The organism is Pedobacter psychrophilus, assembly GCF_001652725.1.
GTDB lineage: Bacteria > Bacteroidota > Bacteroidia > Sphingobacteriales > Sphingobacteriaceae > Pseudopedobacter > Pseudopedobacter psychrophilus.
This window is the reverse complement of the sequence record NZ_LWHJ01000027.1, coordinates 243,845-268,734: the sequence shown is the minus strand read 5'-3', so window position 1 is coordinate 268,734 and position 24,890 is coordinate 243,845. Positions and strand designations below refer to the sequence as shown.

The window sequence follows — 24,890 nt, the reverse complement described above, 5'->3', positions numbered from 1 at the left end:
AAAACGTAATTTAAAACATTTAAATATTCTGCGCAATCACAAAACCACAAGCCCAAGCCCATTGAAAATTGTAGCCACCCAACCAACCTGTAACGTCCACACATTCGCCACCAAAATATAAACCACCAGTTTTTTTAGCTTCTAATGTCTTAGAAGATAGTTCGTTGGTATCAATTCCACCTCGCATCACTTCAGCTTTGTCATAACCCTTATCACCGGCAGGTTTAACTTTAAAATGATGTATAAAATTTTCTATGGCAATAATATCTTCTTTAGTTAAAGATGCTAGATTTTTACTGATCGGAATAAAAGCCGCAATTGCGTCCATAAATTTTTTGGTATAAAATTGATTTAAAAAATTAGAGAGCATTTTCTTCCCATTTGTATTTCTTTCACTTTCAATGAGTTCGATAATATTTTGGTGAGGTAATAAATCAATTTCGATTTGTGTTCCTGGTTTCCAATAAGATGAAATTTGCAGAATTGCTGGCCCACTTAAACCCCAATGTGTAAACAAAATATTCTCTTCAAAGCTGATTTCATCATTACTTACAATTGCTTTCATAGAGTTTCCAGAAAGACTAGCGTACCAAGCTTCCTCTTTTCCAGTGATGGTTAATGGCACTAAAGCGGGTGCAGTTTGATGTATTTTTAATCCAAATTGCTTAGCAATTTTTAGGGAGAAATCTGTAGCTCCCATTTTAGAAATAGGCAAACCGCCGCTTGCCATCACTACTTTTGGTGAGGTTATCTTGATAAGTTTCCCATTTAGCTCATAGTTGATTTCAAAGCCATCTGTAATTTGTAAAACCGATTTAACATCAGCGTTAAGCGTAATTTCTTGTTCTAATTGCTCACATAAATCGATGAAAATATTAACAATATCTTTTGCCTTGTTACTTTCTGGAAACAGCTGACCTAAAGTTTTTTCCTGACCAATAATTCCATAAGTTTCAAAAAAAGAGATAGAATCTTCCACCGTCCATTGTGATAATGCTGATTTAGAAAAGTGAGGATTATTGGAAATGAAATTTTGATCGGTGGTATAAAGGTTGGTATAATTGCACCTTCCACCGCCAGAAATCAAAATTTTTGCACCAACCTGATTGTTTTTTTCTAAGATTAAAGTTCGTTTACCCAAGTATCCAGCTTGAACGGCACACATCAATCCACAAGCTCCACCTCCAATAATTACTGCATCAAAATCAGATTGCATCATTTGGCAAAAATGAGATTAATAAATTTAAATAACCATAGAGGACATGGAGATATTTCACAGAGAAAAAAGTTTTTGCCACCAATACACTAATTTTCACTAATCTGGGTTTTATAGGAAATCCTGTTAATCCTTAAATCTGGTAAATCAAGATTCAGATAATTTTCCCCACTAATACACTAATTTAAATTATTAACTTAATTCATTTATTTTGATGCTATGAGCTTAATTTCCCTTAACTTCTTCATGTTTTAATTATACCAACATTAAGGAATTAAGAAAAACTAATTTTAATATTAAAAATCTTGTTAATCAAGATTCGGCCTGTTATTCACAAATAGCTAAAAAGTTTTAATACCATAAATCATCTCATTTATTACCTTTGAAATATGGCAGAAGCAAATAGCATAACCGAGTTTGGTAAAGTCTTAATATTTTTAATTACCGGACTCCTAGCTGTAGGTTTTGCATTTTTTGTTAATAAATTAATCGCTCCACACAAGCCCAATCCAGAAAAAAACAGCTCTTATGAATGTGGTGAAGAACCCATTGGTAGTTCCTGGATACAGTTTAATAGTCGTTTTTACGTCATTGCACTAATATTTTTATTATTTGATGTAGAAATGGTTTTTGTTTTCCCCTGGGCAACTATTTTCGCCGATAAAATTTTAATAGCGCAAGATGCTCGCTGGGGATGGCTTGCTTTTTCGGAAATGATGATATTTATTGGGATTTTATTACTGGGATTGGTTTACGTTTGGCGAAAAAAAGATTTAGATTGGATTAAGCCTTCTGTTTTTATTCCTAAAACGGATTCTAAAATTCCTTTGTCAGCTTATCAAAATATCAATCAAGAGAAATATATTCCTTTTAAAAATAAGGTGGCTTTCGCCGATAAATCTTTAAAAGAGGAAACTCAAACAATTGCAAAACCTAAATTTATACCAAGATTTAAAAAATAATGAGTTTAGAGAAGCAATTAGAAAATACAGGTGTAGTAGTTACCAATCTTGATGATTTAATGAATTGGGCTCGCCTTTCTTCCTTATGGCCATTAAGCTTTGGTTTAGCTTGTTGCGCTATTGAAATGATGGGATCTATGGCTTCTAATTTTGACTTGGATAGATTTGGGGTTTTCCCAAGACCTTCGCCACGCCAAGCAGATGTAATTATAATTGCAGGAACGGTTACTTTTAAAATGGCTGAGAGAATTAAAAGATTATATGAACAAATGCCCGAACCTAAATATGTGATTTCCATGGGTTCTTGTTCTAATTGTGGCGGCCCTTATTGGGAACATGGTTATCACGTCGTTAAGGGAGTAGATCGGATAATCCCTGTTGATATTTATGTTCAGGGTTGCCCACCACGGCCAGAAGCTTTAATTGGTGGGATTTTAGAATTGCAAAAATTGATTGAAAAAGAGGTTTTGAGTGAGATTTAGTTAATAATAAAGCCAGGGGGTTTTTCTCCGTCATTTCGAGGAACGAGAAATCTCACTAGCAAGGTCTGCTCATTGTTTAGGAGACTAATGTGTGAGATGTCTCCTATCATCGACATGATGGACTTTAATTTTTTTGCGTTAGTGATTGAAGCGGCATCCTTTTTTTCTTTTTCAGAAAAAAAGATATAGTGGAAAGCTCGGTTAATCCCGATTTTTTTTCGGGATTAAAACGCCCAATTAACTAACATCATTTAAAATAAAAATAATTTTAAAGCATTTAGTTATATACCAATCAAAATAATAATTTAATTTTTCATTCATATTATCTTAAATAAAAAAGTCTTTTAATTACCTTAAACCCATGAATGAAAATTTAGATCCTAATACAGAAAATTTAACATCAACCGATAAAGAAATCGAAAAAGTGCTTAGGCCGCAAGAGTTTGAAGATTTTACTGGTCAGGAGAAGATTTTAGAGAACCTAAGGATATTTGTTCAGGCTGCAAGGTTACGGGGCGAAGCTTTAGACCATGTGCTATTACATGGCCCTCCAGGCTTAGGAAAAACTACACTTTCACACATAATTGCGAATGAAATGGGCGTTGGTATTAAAATTACCAGCGGTCCTGTTTTAGATAAACCTGGAGATTTAGCGGGCTTATTAACCAATTTAGATACTGGAGATATCCTTTTTATCGATGAAATCCATCGTTTAAGTCCTTTAGTAGAAGAATATCTATATTCTGCCATGGAGGATTTTAAAATCGATATTATGCTAGAAACTGGTCCAAATGCGAGATCGGTGCAAATATCTTTAAATCCTTTCACTTTAGTGGGAGCTACTACTCGATCCGGTTTATTAACATCACCTTTAAGGGCAAGGTTTGGAATTAATTCTCGACTTCAATATTACGATGCTAAATTACTGACAACTATAGTTTTACGATCATCAAGTATTTTAAAAACTCCAATTACTGATGAAGCAGCTTATGAAATTGCAAGAAGAAGCAGAGGTACTCCTCGTATTGCAAATGCACTTTTAAGGCGAACAAGAGATTTTGCTCAAATAAAAGGAAATGGAAATATTGAAACTGAAATAGCAAAATATGCGTTAAATGCATTAAATGTTGACGAACACGGTTTAGACGAAATGGATAATAGAATTTTATCTGCAATTATTGATAAATTTAAAGGTGGCCCTGTTGGTTTAAAAACAATTGCAACGGCCGTTGGAGAAGAAGAAGGAACAATTGAAGAAGTTTATGAGCCGTTCTTAATCCAAGAAGGATACCTGATGAGAACATCAAGAGGAAGAGAGGCAACGGAAGCAGCATACAAACATTTAGGTAAATTGAAATTAGGCGGTACAGGAACGCTATTTTAAATAATATAAATTATTATATTCGATGCCATGCAAGAACACAATTTTGACGTAGATTATACGGTCCCATCAACAAAACAAAAAATAAAAATCAATAAGGATTTTATTGAAGTAAACGGCAATAAAATCGCTTGTAATGATGTAAAAGCCGTTAAATACGGTGTGTCATTAATTGGTGGATCAAAAAAGCCAGAACGCAAACATTACAATATTGATGTACAAAGCCATAATGGCGAAAGCATTAGCATTAAGTTTAGCTCTGATAAAGTTGAAGACCTTTTAGAGGAAGATCATACTTATTATTACATCATGTCGGGATTATGGCAGTATGTAAAAAAACATTTGGTAACAGAGTATATCACCGCTTTAAATGAAAATAAAGGCTTTGGAATAGGTAATACTCAGGTTACGCAACAAGGCTTTATAATGAGTTATACTTCTGGGTTTTTATTTTGGAAAAAATCTAAAATAGAATTAGTGCTTTGGAATGATATCAAATACTATTTAAAAGAAGGTGTTTTACATATTGATAGTATCAGCGATAAGCGAAAGAAAGAAACTTTAAGTTTACATAATGACTGGAATGCCGTGGTTTTAAATACTTTATTGCATTATTTATGGCAAGATCATAGAAAAGAAAAGCTGGCTAAAGGACAAAGCATTTAAAAAATGAGGCTCAAAATGAGCCTCATTTTTTTTATAGTTGATTTAGTCTTGGTAAAATATACATCAACATAATAACTATAGAAAAAATAATGTGAGCAAACATCAATTGATATAAAAAGCTACCTACTTTAACAAAAAGAACATCACTATATATCATGATGGTGAAATACCAAATGATACAACCAACAATTCCATTAATAATTCCTAAAAGAATAGCATTATACCATACAGGGGCAATTAATAGATATAAATATAATTGTATGGAGGTAAAAATAAATCCAACCACAAAATGTATAATATAACCAGAAGTTATACTTAACCATTTAGGAGAATCTTTTATATGATGTTCAACTATTTTTCCAATAAGGTTTGGCTCTCTAAACTCCTTTTTGTAAACATTAGTCATTAAAATACTAAATATAGTCATGGCTAAAGTAGCTAGTATGGCAATGATATAGCATTCCTTAATACTTCCTTGATAGCTTTCATTATATAAAAGCGAATCATAATTTTTCATGGGTAAAATGTTTTTCGGTAACCTAAAAACAATAAACGTTCCAACAGTATCAATTAAGCATTTAATTTATTTTGTATTTCATATAACTTTAAAAGGGTAATCAAATTGACTATCTTAAATTTTATCCTACTTTATTTATATTTTTTCTATTTTTGCCCAAACCAACCCAGCTGATGCAAAATTTAACTCTTCTTAGCGGTAAAAAATTCCAGATCACTTTAGAAAGGCTTTGTCATCAATTAATAGAAAATCATAACGATTTCTCCAATTCTGTGATTTTGGGAATACAACCAAGAGGAATTTATCTTTCTCAAAGAATTTCTGAAGGTTTGAAAAACATTTTGCCCAATGCAAAAATCCAAAACGGAATTTTAGATACTACTTTTTATCGGGATGATTTTAGACGAGGAAACAGTCCTCTAGTACCAAATAGCACCCAGATTGATTTTATTATAGAAGGTAAAAAAGTGATTTTAATTGATGATGTTTTATGGACAGGCAGAACAATTAGAGCAGCCATGGACGCCATGCTAGCCTTCGGCCGTCCAGAAAAAGTGGAGCTCTTAGTTTTAGTAGATAGGCGTTATAGCCGACAATTGCCAATAGAACCAGATTATATCGGGATCAAGGTCGATTCCATTTCATCACAAAAAGTAGTAGTTAGCTGGAAAGAAGCTGATCAAGAAGATAAAGTAGTTTTAGTTTCAGAGAATTAATAAACAATGTCAGAAACAGCGCAAAAATTAAGTAGCAAACATCTTTTAGGTATCAAAGACCTCACTAAAAAAGATATTGAGCTTATTTTAGAAACCGCCAATACCTTTAAGGATGTTATTAACCGACCAATTAAAAAAGTACCTTCTTTAAGAGATATTACCATTGCTAATATATTTTTTGAAAACTCTACCCGTACCAAACTTTCTTTTGAATTGGCGCAAAAAAGACTTTCTGCAGATGTGGTTAATTTTGCAGCATCAAGTTCTTCCGTTAGCAAAGGAGAAACGCTGATTGATACCGTAAATAACATTTTATCTATGAAAGTAGATATGGTGGTAATGAGACATCCTTACCCTGGAGCAGGTGTATTTTTAAGTAAACATATAGATGCTCAAATCATAAATGCTGGCGATGGAGCACATGAACATCCAACACAAGCTTTATTGGATGCTTACTCAATTAAAGAAAAATTGGGGGAAGTTGCAGGCAAAAAAGTAGTTATCGTTGGCGATGTTTTACACTCTAGGGTTGCGTTATCTAATATCCTTTGCCTGCAAAAATTAGGTGCAGAGGTAATGGTTTGCGGCCCAACAACGTTAATCCCGAAATACATACATACTTTGGGTGTAAAAGTAGAGCACAATTTAATGAAAGCCTTAAATTGGTGCGATGTTGCCAATATGTTAAGGATACAATTAGAGCGTCAGGATATAAAGTACTTTCCATCGCTTAGGGAATATTCTATGATGTATGGTTTAAATAAAAAAATCTTAAATAGCCTTGATAAAGAAATAGTTGTAATGCATCCTGGACCCATAAACCGAGGTGTAGAGATTACCAGCGACGTGGCAGATAGTAAACAATCTATCATCTTAAACCAAGTAGAAAATGGAGTTGCTATTAGAATGGCAGTTCTCTATCTTTTAGCAAGTCAAAAATCTTGACTCCTTCAAAAATTTACTTATATAAACACTAGTCATTAATAAATTGCGTTAACCTTGCTTATTAACACTTGTTAGTTAATTGTGTTAATAAGTATTAAAAGTTGATGTAATTTAGAATTTCCACTTGATATAATTATGCGAAAAATAATCACTGTCACTGCCTTATTTTTTATTTCATCTGATATACTTTTTGCCCAATTGCCTGCTTATTTTGATATTAATTCAAAATATAAACAAGCAACAGAATTATATGAACAAGAAAAATATGCAGCTGCCTCTTCCTTATTTTATGAGGTAGAAAATGATAAGAACATACAAACGCCACAATCTTTCAATAATACTTTCACTTCAAATTTAAAGGTTAATAGCGAGTTTTATAGAGCCGTTTGTGCTTTAGAATTAGGGAATGATGATGCAGAACAACTTTTTAAAAGATTTGTAAAAAACCATCCAGAAAGTCCAAAATCTAAACAAGCTTATTTTCAATTTGGTAAATATTATTTTAACCAAGGCAATTATCAGGAAGCCTTAAATTGGTTTACAAAAGTTAGCTCGATAGATTTAACTGGTAAGGATGATACAGAATATAAATTCAAAACTGCTTATTCATTTTTTGAGACCAAAGATTATGCTAGTGCAAAACCATTATTCGGTATTGTAAAAGACGATGGTTCTAAATATAGCGAACAAGCCACTTATTATTACGCCTACATTGCTTATGTTGATAAAGAATACCCTATTGCTTTAAAAAACTTTGAAAAACTAAAAAACTCTGAAAATTATAAAGAAAGTTATCCTTATTATATCTCTGCCATTTATTTTTTAGATAAAAGATATGATGATGTAATTGCATACGCAGTACCAATTATTGAAAACACTAAACAGCTAAATGAAACTGAGATGCTGCGTATCATTGCCGCTTCTTATTTTGCTAAGCAAGATTATACAAATGCGTCAGCCTATTATGAGCGTTTTATGAAACGTGATAATGGTAAAACTCAAAACAACCAGGATAGCTATCAAATTGGTTACACCTATTATAAACTTAAAAAATATAACGAATCTATTGCGCAGTTAGGGAAATTAATCAACGATAAATCTGATTACAGCCAATACGGATTATATACTTTAGGAGATGCTTATTTAACTAAACAAGATAAAAGAGCGGCCAGAAATGTTTTACAAGTAAGTTCATCATTAGATTTTGATAGAGAAATTAAGGAAGATGCTTTATTCAATTTCGCTAAACTTTCATACGAATTACAATTCAATTCAATTGCATTAGATGCGATACAGAAATATTTAAAAGATTATCCTCGTACTAAAAAATTAACTGAAGCTAAAACACTATTGGCTAAATCTTTATCCAGCACAAAAAACTATCGTGATGCTATTGATGTGTTAGAGGGTATAGAAAATAAATCGGCAGACGCCAAAGAGGCTTATCAAAAAGTGACCTATTTTAGGGCATTAGAGTTTTATAATGAAAGAGCTTTTGAAAATTCGATTGGTCTATTTTTAAAGTCTAACAATTATCCTATTGATAAAGATATTTTGGCTTTATCTACTTATTGGTGTGCGGAAGCCATGTATGAGGTAAGAAAATATGGGGAATCAGTTAATTATTTCGAGACTTTTTTAGCAATGCCTGCCGCAAAAAAAACAGATCTATTTAATTTTGCGAATTATGCTTTGGGATATGCAGCTTTAGAGGGAGAAAGCTATCCAAAAGCCGCAACCTATCTTGCAAGGTTTTTAAACGGAAACGAGAAAGACGCTAAAACAATAAAAGATGCGACATTAAGATTAGCTGATGCTTATTTTGGTGCTAAAAATTATGGTAGTGCATTAAATTACTACAATCAAATTATTTCTGAAGGTGGTACTAGCGAAGATTATGCGTTATTTCAACGCGGAATTATACAAGGTTTACAAAACCAACCTGATGCAAAAATTGCCACTTTAAAATCGCTTTTAAGCAAATTTCCTAATTCTAATTATTCTGATGATGCAGGTTTTGAAATACCTTATACCTATTTTTTAATGGGACAAGGTGATATCGCAAAAGCAGACTTAACAAATTTTGTTGCCAAATATCCTCGCAGTTCTTATATCCCAAGAGCATTGGTAACTATTGGATTAGTTAATTATGATCAAAAAAATGATCAGGTGGCATTAGAAACTTTTAAAAGAGTTGTTTCAGAATATAAATCTACAGATGAAGCACAACAAGCTTTAAAACTAATCCAAAAGATTTATTTGGATATGGGCAATGCAACTGATTTTATAGATTACGCCAATACTACTTCTATAGGAAATTACACAACATCTGAACAAGATAATATCATGTTTCAAGCGGCAAACACTCAATACATTAAAGGAAATTGGGATGGAGCAGTAGAATCGGTAAATGCTTATTTTGATAAATTTCCTAAAGCCATAAAAGACAAACAAGCAAAATTTATAAGAGCAGAAAGTTATAAAAACCTCGGCAAATTTGCTCCAGCTATTATTGATTATGAATATATCTTAAACGATTGGACAAGTGAATATACAGAGAAAGCTTTGATAAGTATTTCCAAAATTTACCTCAACAATAAACAGTATAACGAAGCAATTGTCCATCTGAAAAAATTGGAAATTGCATCAGAATATAAAGCAAACTATTCTTTTGCAATCAATAATTTAATGGTTGCGTATGCAGGAATTAAAGTGCCAGACCAAACTTTGCTTTATGTAGACTTGGTTAAAAATTATGAAAAATCTTCTGAGGAAGATAAATTTAAAGCTGGTTTATATGGTGGTAAAGCTTTTTTATTACAAGGAGATACCACAAAAGGAAGAAAGCAATTAGAAGAAGTAGCAAAAGCAACTAAATCTATTATTGGAGCAGAAGCATTGTATAACGTTGCCGAAATCCAATATCTTAAAAAGGATTATAAAACCTCCCAAAAAACTTGTTTTGATTTGGTAAACAATATGCCAAATTATGATTATTGGTTCGCAAAAACTTTCATTTTATTGGCAGATAATTATGTAGCACAAAAAGATAAAGTACAAGCTATTGCTACCCTAAAATCTGTAATTGATAATTATGAGGGCGATGATGAAATTTTACCTACTGCAAAACAAAAATTAAAGGACCTTGATACTAAATAAGAACATGACTAAGCATATATACAAAGCAAGTTTTTTAATTTTATCGGGTTTATTTGCTAGCAATGCATTATACGCACAAACTCAACCTGCAGAAAAAACTGTTCCAACAAAAACAACCGTTTCAAGAGATACCTCTAAAACCTCAGTTACTGAAGAGGTTGAAGTGGTTAGATCTTACAGACCTGTTTTAGCCGATGCTGTTAAAATTAGAAGAAGTCCCAATTTAAATGATATTAGGCCTTTTAATCCCAAAATCACTTATAGCTTAATGGATAAAAGATTGGAATTGAATAGCGGGATTAGGGAATTAGAAGCTCAAAAGTTGGTCAAACTTAAACAAGAAGAACTTAAAAACAACTTTGCAAAATTGGCATTGGGTAATTTAGGTACTACTCTAGCACAACTTAATATAGCAACCGGACAAGATGAAGCTTTACAAGCTGGTTTCAATTTTAATCATTTAGGGATGAGCGGTAAATTGAATGAGCAAAAAATCAGTAAACAAAGTTTTGGAGGTTATGGTAGAAGTATTGGCGATGCTTTGGTTTTAGAAGGTAAGCTAAGCTACGATAGAACCAGCACCTATTTTTACGGTCAAGATCCACAAGGAACATTCACCAATCTAAATCCTGAAAAGCAAAAATTTAACTATTTTGAAGCTGAAGGTGTGGTATTAAACAGAAATGATGCAGATGAAGAAACTAACTTTGATTATGCTGCAAAAATTAACGCCTCCATATTCAATAATGCTTTCGAAGCAAAAGAAACATCAGTGATTGTTTCTGGCGGGTTAGGAAAAGATTTAAACAAGTTTCATTTAGGTGCAAATGCCATTGTTGATATTACCACTAGTAAAGATTTATCTTACAGTTTTAACAATAACTTATTTAAGTTAAATCCATATATCCAATTTAAAACAGATAGGTTTAGGTTTACAGGAGGTGTTAATTACGCAAATGAATTTGGTGCAAATCAAAGGATTAACATCTTCCCAGCTGCCAGTTTAGATTTTATGCTGATAAAAAATTATTTAACCATTTTCGGGAATTTGGGTGGCGATGTAGATAAAACTTTAATTAAGAATTTATCGGATGTAAATCCTTACCTAAATCAAAACGTTGATCTTAGAAATAGTGTAAAAAAATTAGACGTTGCGGGTGGCATTAGAGGTACGGTAGCTCCAAATGTTGGTTATAAAGCAATGGTTAATTACCAAACTATTTCAGATTTAAGTTACTACGTTAACGATATTAATACCAAACAAAAATTTAATGTATCTTATTTTGCAGGAAACACCAATATTCTTGGTTTTGATGGAGAGCTAAATGTGAGCTTTTCTGATGATTTTAAATTAGATAGTAAAGTACAGATTAAACAATACGATATAAAAACTGAGCAGTTTGCATGGTTAAGACCCAGTTTTATATTAACATCTACTGCTTCTTTTAAAATTGTAGATAAGGTAAAAATTTCCGGCGATTTACTTTTCCAAGGAGAAACAAAAGCTAAGATTTTTGATTTTGCGCCTATCGTAACTCCTGCTCCCCCAACTCCTACAATAGTTGCATCGGTTAAAACGATTAAGGCTTTCGCCGATATTAGTATTGGTGCTGAATATCAATATAACAATCAGATATCAGGATTTTTTAGGGTTAATAATGTTTTAGGTAATGAGTATGAAAGAATGCCTTATTATCCTAATTACGGAATCAATATTCTAGGTGGATTACGATATGGATTTTAGTTTTTCTTTTTAATCGGTAATACTAAATAATTACATTTACGCTAAAATGGATATAGCACCTTATTTCTTATCATTACTCACCCAAAAAGATCAGGTAATTATACCTGGTTTAGGTAGGTTTTTCAAAAAAAGATCTGCTGGTTTTTATGATGATGATACAAAGATTTATTATCCACCATCCAACAAAATAGATTTTTCTACAGATTATTTACATGATGATAAATTAGTTCATCTAATTAGTCAAAAAAGTGATACCTCCCTTACATCTGCTTATGCAATATTAGATGAATATGTGAGAGATATTAAAAATTCTTTAAAAACTGATGATGTAGAAATAAATGGGGTAGGTAAATTATCATCTTTAGAGGGAAAATTAAAATTAGATTCAGCCAAATCAGAAACTTTAAATAAATCCTATTTTGGCTTACCTTCAATAGATACCCAATCTCCATCATTAATAGGAAGCGAAGTTGAAACTTATAGTTTAGCGCAACAGGCAATGAGTACAGCAATGCCTTCAGATTATGTTGAGGAAAGAGAAAAGAGAAGCATAACAAGCTTAATTTTGATGATTGTAGCGGTTGCCATCATTGCTACCGCAGTAGGATTATATTTTGCTAAGCCCGATTTATATAAAAATTTGATCAATAATATACAAACTACAAACTTTAATATCAATCCTAAAAAAGATAATAACCCTGCAGTAGTACAAGCAAATAAGCAAGATTTGCAAAAAGCTGATTCCATCTATAATAGTAAGGGAACTGATGATATTGAAAACAAACTTAAATCTCAAGGTTTTGATGTTGAAAAGCCAAGAGACTCTACTGATGTTTCTGTAAGTAGTAAAATTATCCCTAAAAAAGGTGATTTTAGGTATGAGATTATCATTGGCTTATATATGTCAAAGGATGAGGCTAAAGAAAGAGTTAAGCAATTAAAAAACTATGAAATCAACGCCTACATTTTAGATGATAAAGATGGACCAATGGTTAAAATTAGCGGTGCCACACTTTATAATGATGAAGAAGCTGAAAAAGAATTACAAAGAATAAGAAAAGAAATTAATCCAGAAGCTTATAAAAAAGCTTATAAAATTTTAAAATAATATAATTCATGTTTTTACAAGATACTACTGCCTTACAACCTTTAGCTGATACTGCTAGCAATGCAATTTCAGCTTTACAAGCTTCTCCAAATCAAGAGTTAAGCTTATTTGAATTATTAACAAAGGGAGGTTGGGTAATGATACCATTAGCAATTTTAGCCTTATTAGCTTTAATCATATTCTTCGAAAGATATTTAACCATTAGAAAAGCAAATAAAGACGAGTCTCAACTATCAATGCAGGTAAAATCTAGCATTAAAACTGGAAATCTAGATTCAGCGATAGCTATTTGTAAAAGTAGCAATACTCCTCTTGGCCGCATGTTACAAAAAGGTTTGTTAAGAATTGGTCGCCCGATAAAGGATATTGAAGGAGCGATTGAAAACGTTGGAAGATTGGAAGTTTCTAAACTGGAAAGTAACATAGGTATTTTGGGTGTTATTGCCGGAATAGCGCCAATGCTTGGTTTCGTTGGGACAATTATTGGGGTAATCACTATTTTTCATGATGTTTCTGTAAAAGGAGTCATCGAAATTGGAACAATTTCTGGCGGTTTATATGTAAAAATGATTTCATCTGCCTCAGGATTAATTATCGGTATCATCGCATATATTCTTTATAATATTTTAACCACTATGGTTGATAAAGTAATTTTAAAGATGGAAACCGATACGATTGAATTTATTGATTTATTAGAAGAACCAGGACGATGAATTTAAGGAAGAGAGCTAGACCACATGTAGAAGTACATACATCGGCGTTAAACGATATTATGTTTTTCTTGCTGTTGTTTTTTCTATTGGCTTCAGCCGTTGTGAATCCTAATGTGGTGAAGTTATTCTTACCACGTTCTAGCAGCGGACAAGCATCGCCACAAAAAACGATTAACGTTTCTATTACAAAAGATCTGCTATATTATGTAGAGAAAGATCAAGTTCCTTTTGCAGCTTTAGAACAAAAAATTGCAACTTATCAACAAGCAAATCCAGATTTAACCGTTATTCTTTATGCAGATAATAGTATAGCAATTCAAAATGTAGTTAGCTTAACGGATATTGCCAATAAGCTTAAAATTAAATTAGTGCTGGCAACAGAACCTCAAAAATGATTGCGTTAAACTATAAAAATTCTGAGAATAATTATCCAAAAGCCATTGCTATTTCGGTGGGGATTTTAGTGGCTTTATTATTATTAAGCATTTTTTATATTGTGAGCAAAGCCGAGATTCCTGAAGAAGTTGGAGTTGGTGGAATTATTGTTAATTACGGAACTTCTGAGGAAGGAATGGGAAATGATTACATGAGCGTAGATGAACCTTCTGTCGATCCAAATGCAAATGGTAAAGCACCTGATAAAATCACTCCAAACGAAGAAGTAACTCAAAATACACAAGCCGCAAACACTGATAATAACATTGTAACAGATGATAATTCTGATGCAGTTAGTTTGAATACCAAAGCTAACGCTACGAAAACAGCTCCTACTCAAAAAACGGAAGACAAACCAAAAGCTCCAGTAATTAATCAAAACGCACTTTACAAAGGCAACAAAAATAAAGGAACAGGAACTGGCGATGGAAATGGAAATGTTGCTGGAAATCAAGGTAAACCGGAGGGTGATCCTTTAAGTGATAATTATGATGGAACTGGTTCTGGAAATGGTGGTCTGGCACTATCGCTGAAGAGCAGAAGATTTGTGAATTTACCATCAATTAAAGATGATGGACAAAAATCTGGTAAGATTGTAGTAGAAATAAGGGTTGATAAAAACGGTGTGGTTACAAGTGCAAAAGCAGGCGGACGTGGTACAACTTTGACCGATCCAACACTTTGGGATAAATGTGAAAATGCAGCTTTGGGTTCAAGGTTTAATACATTAGAATCCGCACCAGACACCCAAATCGGTACCATCGTTTTCAATTTCAAAGTGAAATAGATTTATTTCATCACAGAGCTAAACATTTTATTATCTGCGTTAATCAGCGAAATTTGCGGGAGATATTAAATTTTATTATCAGATTCAAATCACGCTAATCCTAAAATCCTGTTAATCAAGATTCAGACAAATTGTATCCTAAAAGCCAATCCCAACCACCAAAAAAATAGCACTTAAAATCATCATGATAAATACAAAAGGCATGATAAATTTAAGCCAAGCTTTATAGCTGACTTGAACCATTAACAATGCTGGGAAAACAGAACCTGTGGGTGAAATCAAGAACATAATTCCTATTCCAAATAAATAAGAATTAACAATTTCCCTTCCGGGGAGATTAAGAATTATTGCCAATGCACCAATTATTGGCATCGTTAAAACCGCCATTCCAGAAGAAGAACTCACAAAAATGGCAAAGAAAAAATAAAACAGCATCACTCCTATTATAAAAACACTCGGAGAAAAATGTTGAACTACATTTGAGGCGTAAAATAAGATAGAGTCGCCAACAAAGCCTTCATTTAGGATAATTGTCACTCCTCTTGCTAAACCCACGATTAAAGCAACAGATAATAAACCTTCTGCTCCTTTCACAAATTCGTTTACAAAAGTTTTTTCTCCAATTCTTTCAATTATCCCAACCAAAATTGCTGAACCTAAAAACAAAGCTGACATTTCTAAAGTCCACCAGTTAAAAAAGACAATTCCCACAATCATGCTAGTGAAGGTTAGGAAGAAAATGGAAAGTAAAATTTTAGTTTTAGCATTTAAACTAATGGCTTTAGCATCTAAATCTATATCAAACTCAAAGGCAGATTTTATCACACCATCAATTTGATGTGAAATTGATTTTGTTGGATCTTTCTTAATTTTAGCTGCATACCTTAAAATATACCAAATCAAAATTGTCGTCGCAATTACAAAGAATAAAATCCGTTCGTAAAGACCATCTGTCCAATTGATACCAGCAGAATTTGAAGCAATTATTACCGCAAAAGGATTACTAAAACTTGCGATAGTACCAGTGCAAGTACCACCAAAAACAATGGCTAATGGCACAATTAAATCATAGCCAGCAGCAATAAATAATGGGACTAAAACAGGATAAAACACAATGGCTTCCACATCCATTCCGTAAGAAGCTCCTAAAAAAGAAAATATGGAAGTTAAAATAATGATGAGCAATTTTTCTTTGCCTTTCATACTTTGTCCCAAATATTTAACGCCGTTAAATAAGGCATTAGTTTTATTAAAAACCGACATAAAGCCTCCAATAAAAAGGATAAAAAGAATAATATCGATACTATCAATTACCCCTTTTATGGGCGCTTCTAAAACATCAAGAAATCCTTGTGGTTTCGATTCTAACTTTTGATAAGTATTGGGAACAGATATAGGTTTACGAATATCTCCATTCACAAATTTTTGTAAAGGGATTTTTATGGATAAACTATCTAATGTTTTTTGAGTAAAAGGTAAAGAAATTGTTTCAGTTGGAGAGGAAACTACAAAAGACTTATTGTCTTGGGAAGATAGTTTGCTATACTCGCCAGCAGGCAAAAGCCATGTAGTTATAGCAGCAACAATAATAACCAACATCATTAATGTTAATGGCGTTGGGAGACTTTTGGCGCTAATTATCTTCATTGAAATACAAATCCATTTTAAAACTACCTTTTAATTTTTACCATTAAGCTATCTTCAATTCCACTTTTCATTTTTACCACATCGTCCATAATAGGATTTGGGATAGTTGCCGATAAAATATATTGCTGAACTTTCCAATTATTTCCTTGTTTTATTAAAACTCCAGAACCTCGACAAATTTTCATCTGGGTGTTTAGCAATTCATCAAACCAAGCTAAACTACCAGTTTTATCAAAATAAATATGTCTTTCTATAGAGGTAAAATTCCATGCTCTGCCTTTATCAAAAAATGGTTTTGCATAAGCCATGAAATCCTTTTTATCCCATCTTTCAGTAGCATCTGTTCCTGTAAATATGGCGTCCTCCGTATAGAAATTAAAATAAGTTTTAAAATCTGCTTTGGCAGCAGCATTATTGAATGAATCTAGTGTGGAGTTGATATGCTTCTTTTCTAAATCAGAATCAAACTTTGATTGATATTTGTTTGATACTTTCTGATTACAGGAAATTAGTGCAACAATAAATATTAGTTTAAAATCAAATAAAAAGATTTTATAATATGGTTTAAAAGGGCGATTAGCTTTCATTAATATTTATCAAAAATTAAATATATAGATTTTTACAAAAAATTAATGTTACAATATCTTAATAGCTTATAAAAATTAGCGTTTAAGAAAGGGAAATCCATGTTTTTATTTTTTAAATATTAACGTTATCCTCAAAAAGAATTTCATTTTTCTATCTTTGCGGCTTCAAACAAAAAATTTAATGAGCCATTCCGTAAAAATCAAAAACGCTTTAATTTCTGTCTATTATAAAGATAATCTGGAACCAATAATTCATCAATTGAACAAATTGGGAGTGAAAATATATACGACCGGAGGAACTGAAAAGTTTATTAGAGATTTAGGTGTTGATGTAATTCCGGTAGAAGATTTAACTTCATATCCTTCTATTTTAGGCGGTCGAGTAAAAACATTACATCCAAAAGTTTTTGGCGGAATTTTAACAAGAAGAGCGCATCAAGGTGATGAAGCACAGATTGCAGAATATGAGATTCCGGAAATTGATTTAGTGATTGTAGATTTATACCCTTTTGAGGAAACCGTAAAATCTGGAGCTTCTGAGGAAGATACAATTGAAAAAATTGATATTGGTGGCATTTCTTTAATCAGAGCAGCTGCAAAAAATCATAATGATGTGGTAATTATTGCTTCTAAAGATGATTATAGCTCGTTAAACAATTTATTAGAAACTCAAAACGGAGAAACTACTTTAGCGCAACGTAAGGCTTTCGCCAGAAACGCTTTTAATGTTTCTTCACATTATGATACTGCCATTTTTAATTGGTTTAATCAAGATGAAGATGCGCTAACTGTATTCAAACAATCAGAACAGAAAGCTTCCGTTTTGCGTTACGGAGAAAATCCTCATCAAAAAGGTTATTTCTATGGCGATTTAGAAGCTATGTTTGATAAATTGAACGGCAAAGAATTATCCTACAATAATTTGGTAGATGTTGATGCTGCTGTTGCTTTAATTGATGAATTTACAGAACCAACTTTGCCATTTTAAAACATACCAACGCATGTGGAATTGCTTCGCGTCCACAAATATTAGATGCATGGAATACTGCTTTAGCTTGCGACCCTGTTTCTGCTTTTGGTGGAGTTTTAATTTGTAACGGTGAAGTTGATGAAGCTACTGCGACAGAAATTAACAAACTATTTTTTGAGGTTTTAATAGCGCCTTCTTACTCAGCGGAAGCAGAAAAAGTAATTACTTCTAAAAAGAATCGTATCATTTTAAAACGAAAAGAAGTTGCTTTACCTGGGAAGTTATTTAAAACTTTGCTTAACGGGGTAATAGAACAAGACAAAGATAACACGGTAGAAAATGTAGCACAAATGACTGCTGTAACAGACAAAAAACCTACCGATCAAGAATTAAAAGATCTCTATTTTGCTAATAAAGTGGTTAAGCATACAAAATCTAATACCATTGTATTTGCTAAAAATAATACATTAATAGCTAGCGGAGTTGGACAAACATCAAGAGTTGACTCATTAAAACAAGCAGTGGTTAAGGCAGAAAGTTTTGGTTTTGATTTAAAAGGGGCAGTAATGGCATCAGATGCTTTTTTTCCGTTCCCAGATTGTGTAGAATTAGCAGCAGCAGCTGGAGTTACCGCAGTTTTACAACCAGGTGGTTCTATAAAAGATCAAGATTCAATAGAAATGGCAAATAAAAAAGGCGTTTCAATGGTTACAACAGGTGTCCGTCATTTTAAACATTAATATTACTTTCAAACGTTTATATTTTTGATTAGAATTAAAATAAAGAACATACTTTTACAAAACACAAAATCCTTAATAACACACAAATGGGTTTATTTAACTGGTTTACACAAGAAATTGCCATAGATTTAGGTACGGCAAATACTTTAATTATATATAATGATAAAGTGGTGGTAGATGAACCTTCTATCGTTGCTTTTGACAGGACTACCAATAAAGTGATTGCAATTGGTCGCCAAGCCATGCAAATGGAAGGTAAAACCCACGAAAATATCAAAACTGTTCGTCCGCTGAAAGACGGTGTAATTGCAGATTTTAACGCTGCCGAATACATGATCAGAGGAATGATCAAGATGATAAACGGTGGAAAAGGTTGGTTTTTTCCTTCTTTAAGAATGGTGATCTGCATTCCTTCTGGAATTACCGAAGTGGAAAAAAGAGCCGTTAGAGATTCCGCTGAAATCGCAGGTGCAAAAGAGGTTTATTTAATACACGAACCAATGGCTGCAGCCGTAGGAATTGGTATTGATGTGGAAGAACCAATGGGAAACATGATTATTGATATAGGTGGTGGAACAACTGAAATTGCTGTAATAGCCCTTTCGGGGATTGTTTGCGATCAATCTATCCGTGTTGCCGGAGATAATTTTGATAGTGATATTGTGAATTATATCCGTCGCCAACATAACATCATGATTGGTGACCGTACTGCAGAAAGAATTAAAATTGAAGTGGGGTCTGCATTGCCAGAATTGACAGATGCTCCAGCAGATTTCGCCGTTCAGGGTCGTGATTTAATGACAGGTGTGCCTAAACAAATTACCGTTTCTTATACCGAGATTGCGCATTGTTTAGATAAATCTATCTCTAAAATAGAAGAAGCGATTTTGAAAGCTTTAGAGATTACTCCACCAGAACTTTCTGCTGATATTTATCAAACAGGAATCTATTTAACTGGCGGTGGTGCGTTGCTAAGAGGTTTAGATAAGCGTATCAGTTCTAAAACTAAATTACCAGTACACGTTGCTGACGATCCGTTAAGAGCGGTTGTTAGAGGCACAGGAATCTCATTAAAAAACATAGCAAACTTTAAGTTTTTGATGCAGTAAGTTAGATTTAAGATAATATACACAAGATTTAAGACCTTGTGTTGTGGAAAGCAAAATTGGAAACAGTTTTGCTTTTTTTGTGAGATTAGTTTTTTGAAATTTTTTGATTGAACAATTTTGATTGATATGTATTGAATATATTGCACATATATTTATGATAGCGGTAACCCTAAAACAAATTACATCTACTATGAAAGCTCTAAACTTCGAATTGAAATAATTTAATATTCTTAAGCATTTGATGCCGAACTAATAAAATAAATGAAAGATTGTAACACCTTTTTATCCCCTCTAATAGACAACAAATTATTAGGCAGATGTTTTTAGAGCTAAGCAAGCTCTAATTTAAAAAGTAACGAATAATTTTAAAAAAACAACATCAATGAATAGCTTTATTAAACTAAGCATTTATTTAATTATTTTAATCATACATGGGTGTCACAAACCAGTTGGTGTAAAAACAAAAGACTGTGTCAATAAACTCACTTCGGATGACAAGAAATTGTTCTCTAACATCGGTTTTTTCTATTATAAAAAAATAATGAAATGGGACCATGATATTTCCATTGCAATTAAAGGGGACGATATTAGACCAGAAGACCCTGAAACTGTTAGAGCAATTGTTGCAGAATTAACCCCTCTTATTACACCTTTAAAAATCACATTAATTAAAAATGTTGAAAAGGCAGATATCACGATTGATTTTACCTATGAGATAACTAAGTTAGATATTTATGGATATACAAAACCAGAATTTAGATTATTTAGTAGCGCATTTAAAAAGGCTGATGTTTTTATATTTCCAATTCAAAAAGGCGATTATCGCTGGCGAACAGTTCAACATGAAATGATGCATGCAATCGGTTTCAATCATAATAAGACCTATTTAAAAGATGCTAAATTTTATGACACAACTATGAATGCGTATGTGTTGAAAAGTTATGATAAAGCAGACGAAGATAAATTTATGAAAGAACACAGAAAATATTCAGAGACAGATAAGAGAATGATAAAATTACTTTACAGCAATTGTATACCACTTGGCTTAAGTAAAAAAGATTTTGATGAATTAATAGATTCGAATTAATAAAGTAAACATTTTGAACATCATGTTTTCTGACACAATGAGGCGGAAAAATGATAAAACACTAAAAATTTTTAAAGATTTGAATGTATTGATAAAAATATTAACTACGGTGAAAGGGAAACCGCCAACAGCAAATTGTGCAAATATGACTAAGGTGGTTTTTAATAATTCATTAGTTATTTACTAAATTTAGTACGATGCGACAATGATTTTGCAAGCAATGCTATTTCTGTATAAACCTGCAACTCGTTAACAATTATAAATAACCGAAATGCCGATAATTCATCTTGAAACAAAAATAAAAGCTGAACTTGAAGTTGTTTTTGACCTGTCACGAAGTATTGACTTACACAAAATTTCTACTGAAAAAACTAATGAAACAGCAATTGCTGGAAAAACCAGCGGACTAATTGAAATGAACGAAAGCGTGACTTGGCGAGCGAAACATTTTGGCTTTTACCAAACCCTAACTTCTAAAATTACTGAATTTGATCGACCGAACTTTTTCATCGACGAAATGCAAAAAGGAGCGTTTAAAGAATTTAAACATGAACATCATTTTAAAAAACTGAACCAAACCACTTTAATGACCGATATTTTCGACTATAAATCACCTTATGGTTTTTTAGGAAAATTAGCAGACAAGTTATTTTTAGAAAAATATATGACAAAATTATTAGCGGAACGAAATAACGTGATTAAAGAATTTGCAGAATCTGACGGCTGGAAATTAGTATTATCTAAATAAAAGTACGTCTGGTAATTTGATCAAAAATGGCTGATAGCGAACATTACCAACTCACATCCCCCCACCGAATTTGACGTTTCAAAAAAACAGTTGAAAAAATTTTGCGCAGTTAAATGATTGCGTTATATTCGCAGTCAAGTAACTGCACTAATGGAAACACGTAGAGATATATTTCAAGCAATAGCCGACCCAACACGTAGAGCCATATTAAGTTTAATAGCGTTTCAAGCAATGACACCTGGAGCAATTGCTGAAAACTTTAATTCTTCAAGACAAACAATTTCAAAGCACATACAAATATTGACCGAATGCCAACTTGTAAAGCAAGACCACAAGGGGCGTGAAATATACTATCACTTTAATCCTGAAAAAATGAAGGAAGTATCTGATTGGGTCAGTCAATATCAAAAATTTTGGGATGCTAAGTTTGACTCATTAGAAAGTTATTTAGCTAAAATTCAAAAAGAGAATAAATAAAAAATGGAACAATATAATACCTTCAAACAGGAGGATAACATAATTATACATACGAGAATTCTTAATGCTCCAAGAGAATTAGTTTGGGAAGTTTGGACAACTCCAGAACATATAAAAGAATGGTGGGGACCAAATGGGTTTTCGCTAACAACCAGGACAATGAATGTAAAACCAAATAAAACCTGGGATTTTATTATGCATGGAATGGGACAAGATTGGGATAACAAAATAGAGTATTTAGAAGTCAGAAAACCTGACTTTTTAACCTATAAACATACTGGAGAAAAAAGTGATGATTATAACTTTACTGTTTCAATCTTATTTGAAGATTTGGAAGGAAAAACATTGTTAACTATGAAGTCTGTATTTAAATCAAAAGCAATTATTGACGAATTAAATAGAAAAGTAAATGCTATTGAAGGTGGAAAGCAAACTTTAAACAGACTTGAAAGCTATCTTGAAATTTTAGTTATTAAACGATAAAAAATGAGAAAAATAATTGTATCAATGCATACAAGCCTTGATGGTTTTGTGGCAGGGAAAAATGGAGAAATGGACTGGATAAATGTTGACGATGAAATGTTTGATTTGGTAGGTAAATTTACAGACGAAGCTGATACCGCACTTTACGGACGGGTTACCTACGAAATGATGAATGCTTATTGGCCAACAGCTGGCGAAAATGCCAATGCAACTAAACACGACATAGAGCATTCTAGTTGGTATAACCAATCTTTGAAAGTAATTTTATCAACCACACTTATTGCAAATGAACTCGATAAAACAAAAATCATTAGTAACAACCTTGTAGACAACATTAACAAATTGAAACAACAAGATGGAAAAAACATTCTAATTTTTGGAAGTGCAACTGCGACACAGTCACTATTTAACGAAGGACTAATTGACGAACTCTGGCTATTTGTTAATCCAGTTGTAATTGGTGATGGAATTCCAATGTTTAAAGGAATTACTCACATGTCAAATTTAACACTCATTGAAAGCAAACAATTTCCTAGTGGTGTAATTGGACTTCATTATTCAAAAAATTAGTGACTGACAAAAAACAACTAATCGCTAATATGTCCCACCTGTTCGGAGAGTTAAGAAAAACATCTTTCCGGATCCAATAATCAAAAAGAGTTTGCAAACTCTTTTATAGCAGATTCCTAAAAGTCGCAAATTTTAAGAAATTAATGGTTTTTATTTTGAACAAACATCCAATTTTTCTTAAATTCCCGATATGAATTTCAGAACCTTAGGAAAAAGCAATTTAAAAATATCAGAAATCAGTTTAGGAACCTGGCAGGTTGGTGGGAAATGGGGCGAACCTTTTGACCACAAAAATGCAGATGAAATCCTGAATAAAGCTATAGACGGTGGAATTAATTTTATTGATACCGCAGATGTTTACGGAGATGGAGAAAGTGAAAAAGCAGTCGGTAGAGTTGTAAAATCAAGATCAGAAAAAATTTATGTAGCCAGCAAATGTGGTAGAAGATTAAATCCTCATGTAAATGAAAGCTATACCATAAAAGCATTAAGAGGTTTTGTAGAAGACAGTCTTAAAAATACAGGTTTAGAGACTTTAGATTTGATTCAGTTACATTGCCCACCGACAGAAGTTTTTTATCGTCCAGAAATTTTTGAATTGTTTAATACTTTAAAAGAAGAAGGAAAAATCCAAAATCTGGGCGTAAGCGTGGAGAAAGTGGAGGAAGGCATAAAAGCAATGGAATATCCAAATGTTTGCTCCATACAATTTATTTATAATATGTTTAGGCAAAGGCCAAATGAACTGTTATTTGATTTGGCAAAGAAAAATAATATCGGTTTGATTGCCAGAGTTCCTTTAGCCAGTGGTTTACTAACCGGTAAATTCTCTAAAGAAACTACTTTTGATAAAGATGATCATCGTAATTTTAATAGAAACGGAGAAGCTTTTGACAAAGGAGAAACTTTTTCTGGAGTAGATTATGATAAAGGTTTAGCAGCGGTAGACGAATTAAAAAAGATTTTCCCAAATGCAGATCTCCCACAAATTGCGTTAAAGTGGATTTTACAATTCCCGGAAATAACCTGTGTAATTCCTGGAGCTTCAAAAATAAATCAATTAGAAAGTAATTTAAAGGTTGAGGGATTGAGCGATTTGAAATCGGAAGAATTAGAAGCAATCAATAAAATTTATAATCAATACATTAAAGAAGATGTTCATCAAAGATGCTAATGTGGTTTTTTGCTGAATAAAAAACATAAAATAACTGGCTTAAATGTTGAAAATAATCTCCCAAATTTTAATCGCCTTTGTAGCGCTTGAACATTTATATATCATGTATTTTGAAATGTTTGCTTGGGAAACCATCGGCAAAAAGACTTTTAAAACTTTGGGCGATGAATTGTTTAAACCAACAAAAGCACTGGCAGCAAATCAAGGTTTGTATAACGGATTTTTAGCAGCTGGCTTAATCTGGACTTTTTTTATCTCAGACCCACAATGGTCTAAAAATATTGCTATATTTTTTCTGGTTTGTGTAATTACAGCTGGAATTTATGGTGCAATAACAGCTAGCAAAAAAATATTTATTGTACAAGCATTACCGGCAATTTTAGCGCTCATTTTTATTGTATTGGCTGTAAATTAAAATTATCTATTATTTTAAAACTCATCATTTTTAAAACTTACGAAGTTTTTGA

General features: G+C 32.5%; 24 protein-coding genes and 1 pseudogene. 21 read left to right on the top strand and 4 right to left on the bottom strand.

Annotated features, from left to right (window positions below; translation table 11 throughout):
• Positions 1–19: 19 nt before the first annotated feature.
• Positions 20–1,216 carry a BaiN/RdsA family NAD(P)/FAD-dependent oxidoreductase gene (locus tag A5893_RS09715; RefSeq protein WP_068822556.1) on the bottom strand — a complete coding sequence of 399 codons (1,197 nt, stop codon included), beginning with the start codon at positions 1,214–1,216 and terminating at the stop codon, positions 20–22.
• Positions 1,217–1,605: 389 nt separating this feature from the next.
• On the opposite strand from A5893_RS09715, the gene A5893_RS09710 reads away from it, so the two are divergent.
• The 4 genes from A5893_RS09710 (at position 1,606) to A5893_RS09695 (ending at position 4,707) form a co-directional block, all read left to right on the top strand.
• Complete coding sequence (locus A5893_RS09710; RefSeq protein ID WP_068822367.1) at positions 1,606–2,178, top strand: NADH-quinone oxidoreductase subunit A; 573 nt, start codon at positions 1,606–1,608, stop codon at positions 2,176–2,178.
• A complete protein-coding gene (locus tag A5893_RS09705; RefSeq protein ID WP_068822366.1) occupies positions 2,178–2,660 on the top strand; it encodes an NADH-quinone oxidoreductase subunit B in 483 nt (160 codons plus the stop codon). Before A5893_RS09710 ends, A5893_RS09705 begins: the two co-directional genes overlap by 1 nt.
• A 361-nt stretch (positions 2,661–3,021) precedes the next feature.
• Positions 3,022–4,044 carry a Holliday junction branch migration DNA helicase RuvB gene (gene ruvB, locus A5893_RS09700; protein WP_068822365.1) on the top strand — a complete coding sequence of 341 codons (1,023 nt, stop codon included), beginning with the start codon at positions 3,022–3,024 and terminating at the stop codon, positions 4,042–4,044.
• Between the two features lie 27 nt (positions 4,045–4,071).
• The gene (locus A5893_RS09695; RefSeq protein ID WP_068822364.1) at positions 4,072–4,707 is read left to right on the top strand and encodes a hypothetical protein; all 636 of its coding nucleotides are present in this window, start codon (positions 4,072–4,074) and stop codon (positions 4,705–4,707) included.
• A gap of 31 nt (positions 4,708–4,738) precedes the next feature.
• Here A5893_RS09695 and A5893_RS09690 read toward each other — a convergent pair whose 3' ends face one another.
• Positions 4,739–5,224 (bottom strand): hypothetical protein, encoded by a 486-nt coding sequence (locus A5893_RS09690; RefSeq protein ID WP_068822363.1) that lies wholly within the window; start codon positions 5,222–5,224, stop codon positions 4,739–4,741.
• 173 nt (positions 5,225–5,397) lie between these two features.
• On the opposite strand from A5893_RS09690, the gene pyrR reads away from it, so the two are divergent.
• The 8 genes from pyrR (at position 5,398) to A5893_RS09650 (ending at position 14,831) form a co-directional block, all read left to right on the top strand.
• Positions 5,398–5,940 (top strand): bifunctional pyr operon transcriptional regulator/uracil phosphoribosyltransferase PyrR, encoded by a 543-nt coding sequence (pyrR, locus tag A5893_RS09685; protein ID WP_068822362.1) that lies wholly within the window; start codon positions 5,398–5,400, stop codon positions 5,938–5,940.
• 6 nt (positions 5,941–5,946) lie between these two features.
• Entirely contained in the window at positions 5,947–6,885 is a 939-nt protein-coding gene (locus tag A5893_RS09680) for an aspartate carbamoyltransferase catalytic subunit (protein WP_068822361.1), read from the top strand.
• 135 nt (positions 6,886–7,020) lie between these two features.
• Positions 7,021–10,044, top strand: a complete 3,024-nt coding sequence (locus tag A5893_RS09675; protein WP_068822360.1) for a tetratricopeptide repeat protein — start codon at positions 7,021–7,023, stop codon at positions 10,042–10,044.
• Positions 10,045–10,048: 4 nt separating this feature from the next.
• A complete protein-coding gene (locus tag A5893_RS09670) occupies positions 10,049–11,788 on the top strand; it encodes a TonB-dependent receptor (protein WP_094336719.1) in 1,740 nt (579 codons plus the stop codon).
• Between the two features lie 46 nt (positions 11,789–11,834).
• Positions 11,835–12,896: an HU domain-containing protein gene (locus A5893_RS09665; RefSeq protein ID WP_068822358.1), complete on the top strand. Its 1,062-nt coding sequence runs from the start codon at positions 11,835–11,837 to the stop codon at positions 12,894–12,896.
• An 8-nt stretch (positions 12,897–12,904) separates the two neighbouring features.
• Positions 12,905–13,609 carry a MotA/TolQ/ExbB proton channel family protein gene (locus tag A5893_RS09660; protein ID WP_068822357.1) on the top strand — a complete coding sequence of 235 codons (705 nt, stop codon included), beginning with the start codon at positions 12,905–12,907 and terminating at the stop codon, positions 13,607–13,609.
• Positions 13,606–14,004 (top strand): ExbD/TolR family protein, encoded by a 399-nt coding sequence (locus tag A5893_RS09655; RefSeq protein WP_068822356.1) that lies wholly within the window; start codon positions 13,606–13,608, stop codon positions 14,002–14,004. The genes A5893_RS09660 and A5893_RS09655 overlap by 4 nt, the downstream gene beginning before the upstream one ends.
• Positions 14,001–14,831 (top strand): energy transducer TonB, encoded by an 831-nt coding sequence (locus A5893_RS09650; protein ID WP_068822355.1) that lies wholly within the window; start codon positions 14,001–14,003, stop codon positions 14,829–14,831. The genes A5893_RS09655 and A5893_RS09650 overlap by 4 nt, the downstream gene beginning before the upstream one ends.
• Positions 14,832–14,969: 138 nt before the next feature.
• Here the strand turns inward: A5893_RS09650 and A5893_RS09645 are convergent, their stop codons facing one another.
• Both A5893_RS09645 and A5893_RS09640 read right to left on the bottom strand, forming a co-directional pair.
• On the bottom strand, positions 14,970–16,478 hold the full coding sequence (locus tag A5893_RS09645; RefSeq protein ID WP_068822354.1) for a YfcC family protein: 1,509 nt from the start codon (positions 16,476–16,478) through the stop codon (positions 14,970–14,972).
• 23 nt (positions 16,479–16,501) lie between these two features.
• A complete protein-coding gene (locus tag A5893_RS09640) occupies positions 16,502–17,065 on the bottom strand; it encodes a nuclear transport factor 2 family protein (protein WP_082911390.1) in 564 nt (187 codons plus the stop codon).
• A 181-nt stretch (positions 17,066–17,246) separates the two neighbouring features.
• Between A5893_RS09640 and purH the strand changes: the two are divergent.
• The 9 genes and pseudogenes from purH to A5893_RS09595 all read left to right on the top strand — a co-directional run bounded on the left by purH (position 17,247) and on the right by A5893_RS09595 (position 24,838).
• Positions 17,247–18,775: pseudogene (gene purH / locus A5893_RS09635) on the top strand (bifunctional phosphoribosylaminoimidazolecarboxamide formyltransferase/IMP cyclohydrolase).
• 86 nt (positions 18,776–18,861) lie between these two features.
• A complete protein-coding gene (locus A5893_RS09630) occupies positions 18,862–19,884 on the top strand; it encodes a rod shape-determining protein (RefSeq protein ID WP_068822353.1) in 1,023 nt (340 codons plus the stop codon).
• Positions 19,885–20,266: 382 nt separating this feature from the next.
• On the top strand, positions 20,267–20,971 hold the full coding sequence (locus A5893_RS09625; RefSeq protein WP_068822352.1) for a hypothetical protein: 705 nt from the start codon (positions 20,267–20,269) through the stop codon (positions 20,969–20,971).
• A gap of 271 nt (positions 20,972–21,242) precedes the next feature.
• A complete protein-coding gene (locus A5893_RS09620; RefSeq protein ID WP_068822351.1) occupies positions 21,243–21,719 on the top strand; it encodes an SRPBCC family protein in 477 nt (158 codons plus the stop codon).
• A gap of 150 nt (positions 21,720–21,869) precedes the next feature.
• Positions 21,870–22,196 (top strand): ArsR/SmtB family transcription factor, encoded by a 327-nt coding sequence (locus tag A5893_RS09615; protein WP_068822350.1) that lies wholly within the window; start codon positions 21,870–21,872, stop codon positions 22,194–22,196.
• A gap of 3 nt (positions 22,197–22,199) precedes the next feature.
• Positions 22,200–22,679 carry an SRPBCC domain-containing protein gene (locus tag A5893_RS09610; protein ID WP_068822349.1) on the top strand — a complete coding sequence of 160 codons (480 nt, stop codon included), beginning with the start codon at positions 22,200–22,202 and terminating at the stop codon, positions 22,677–22,679.
• A 3-nt stretch (positions 22,680–22,682) separates the two neighbouring features.
• Entirely contained in the window at positions 22,683–23,249 is a 567-nt protein-coding gene (locus A5893_RS09605; RefSeq protein ID WP_068822348.1) for a dihydrofolate reductase family protein, read from the top strand.
• A 190-nt stretch (positions 23,250–23,439) separates the two neighbouring features.
• Positions 23,440–24,423 carry an aldo/keto reductase gene (locus A5893_RS09600; protein ID WP_068822347.1) on the top strand — a complete coding sequence of 328 codons (984 nt, stop codon included), beginning with the start codon at positions 23,440–23,442 and terminating at the stop codon, positions 24,421–24,423.
• A 43-nt stretch (positions 24,424–24,466) separates the two neighbouring features.
• The gene (locus A5893_RS09595) at positions 24,467–24,838 is read left to right on the top strand and encodes a DUF1304 domain-containing protein (RefSeq protein ID WP_082911389.1); all 372 of its coding nucleotides are present in this window, start codon (positions 24,467–24,469) and stop codon (positions 24,836–24,838) included.
• The last annotated feature ends 52 nt before the right edge of the window (positions 24,839–24,890 follow it).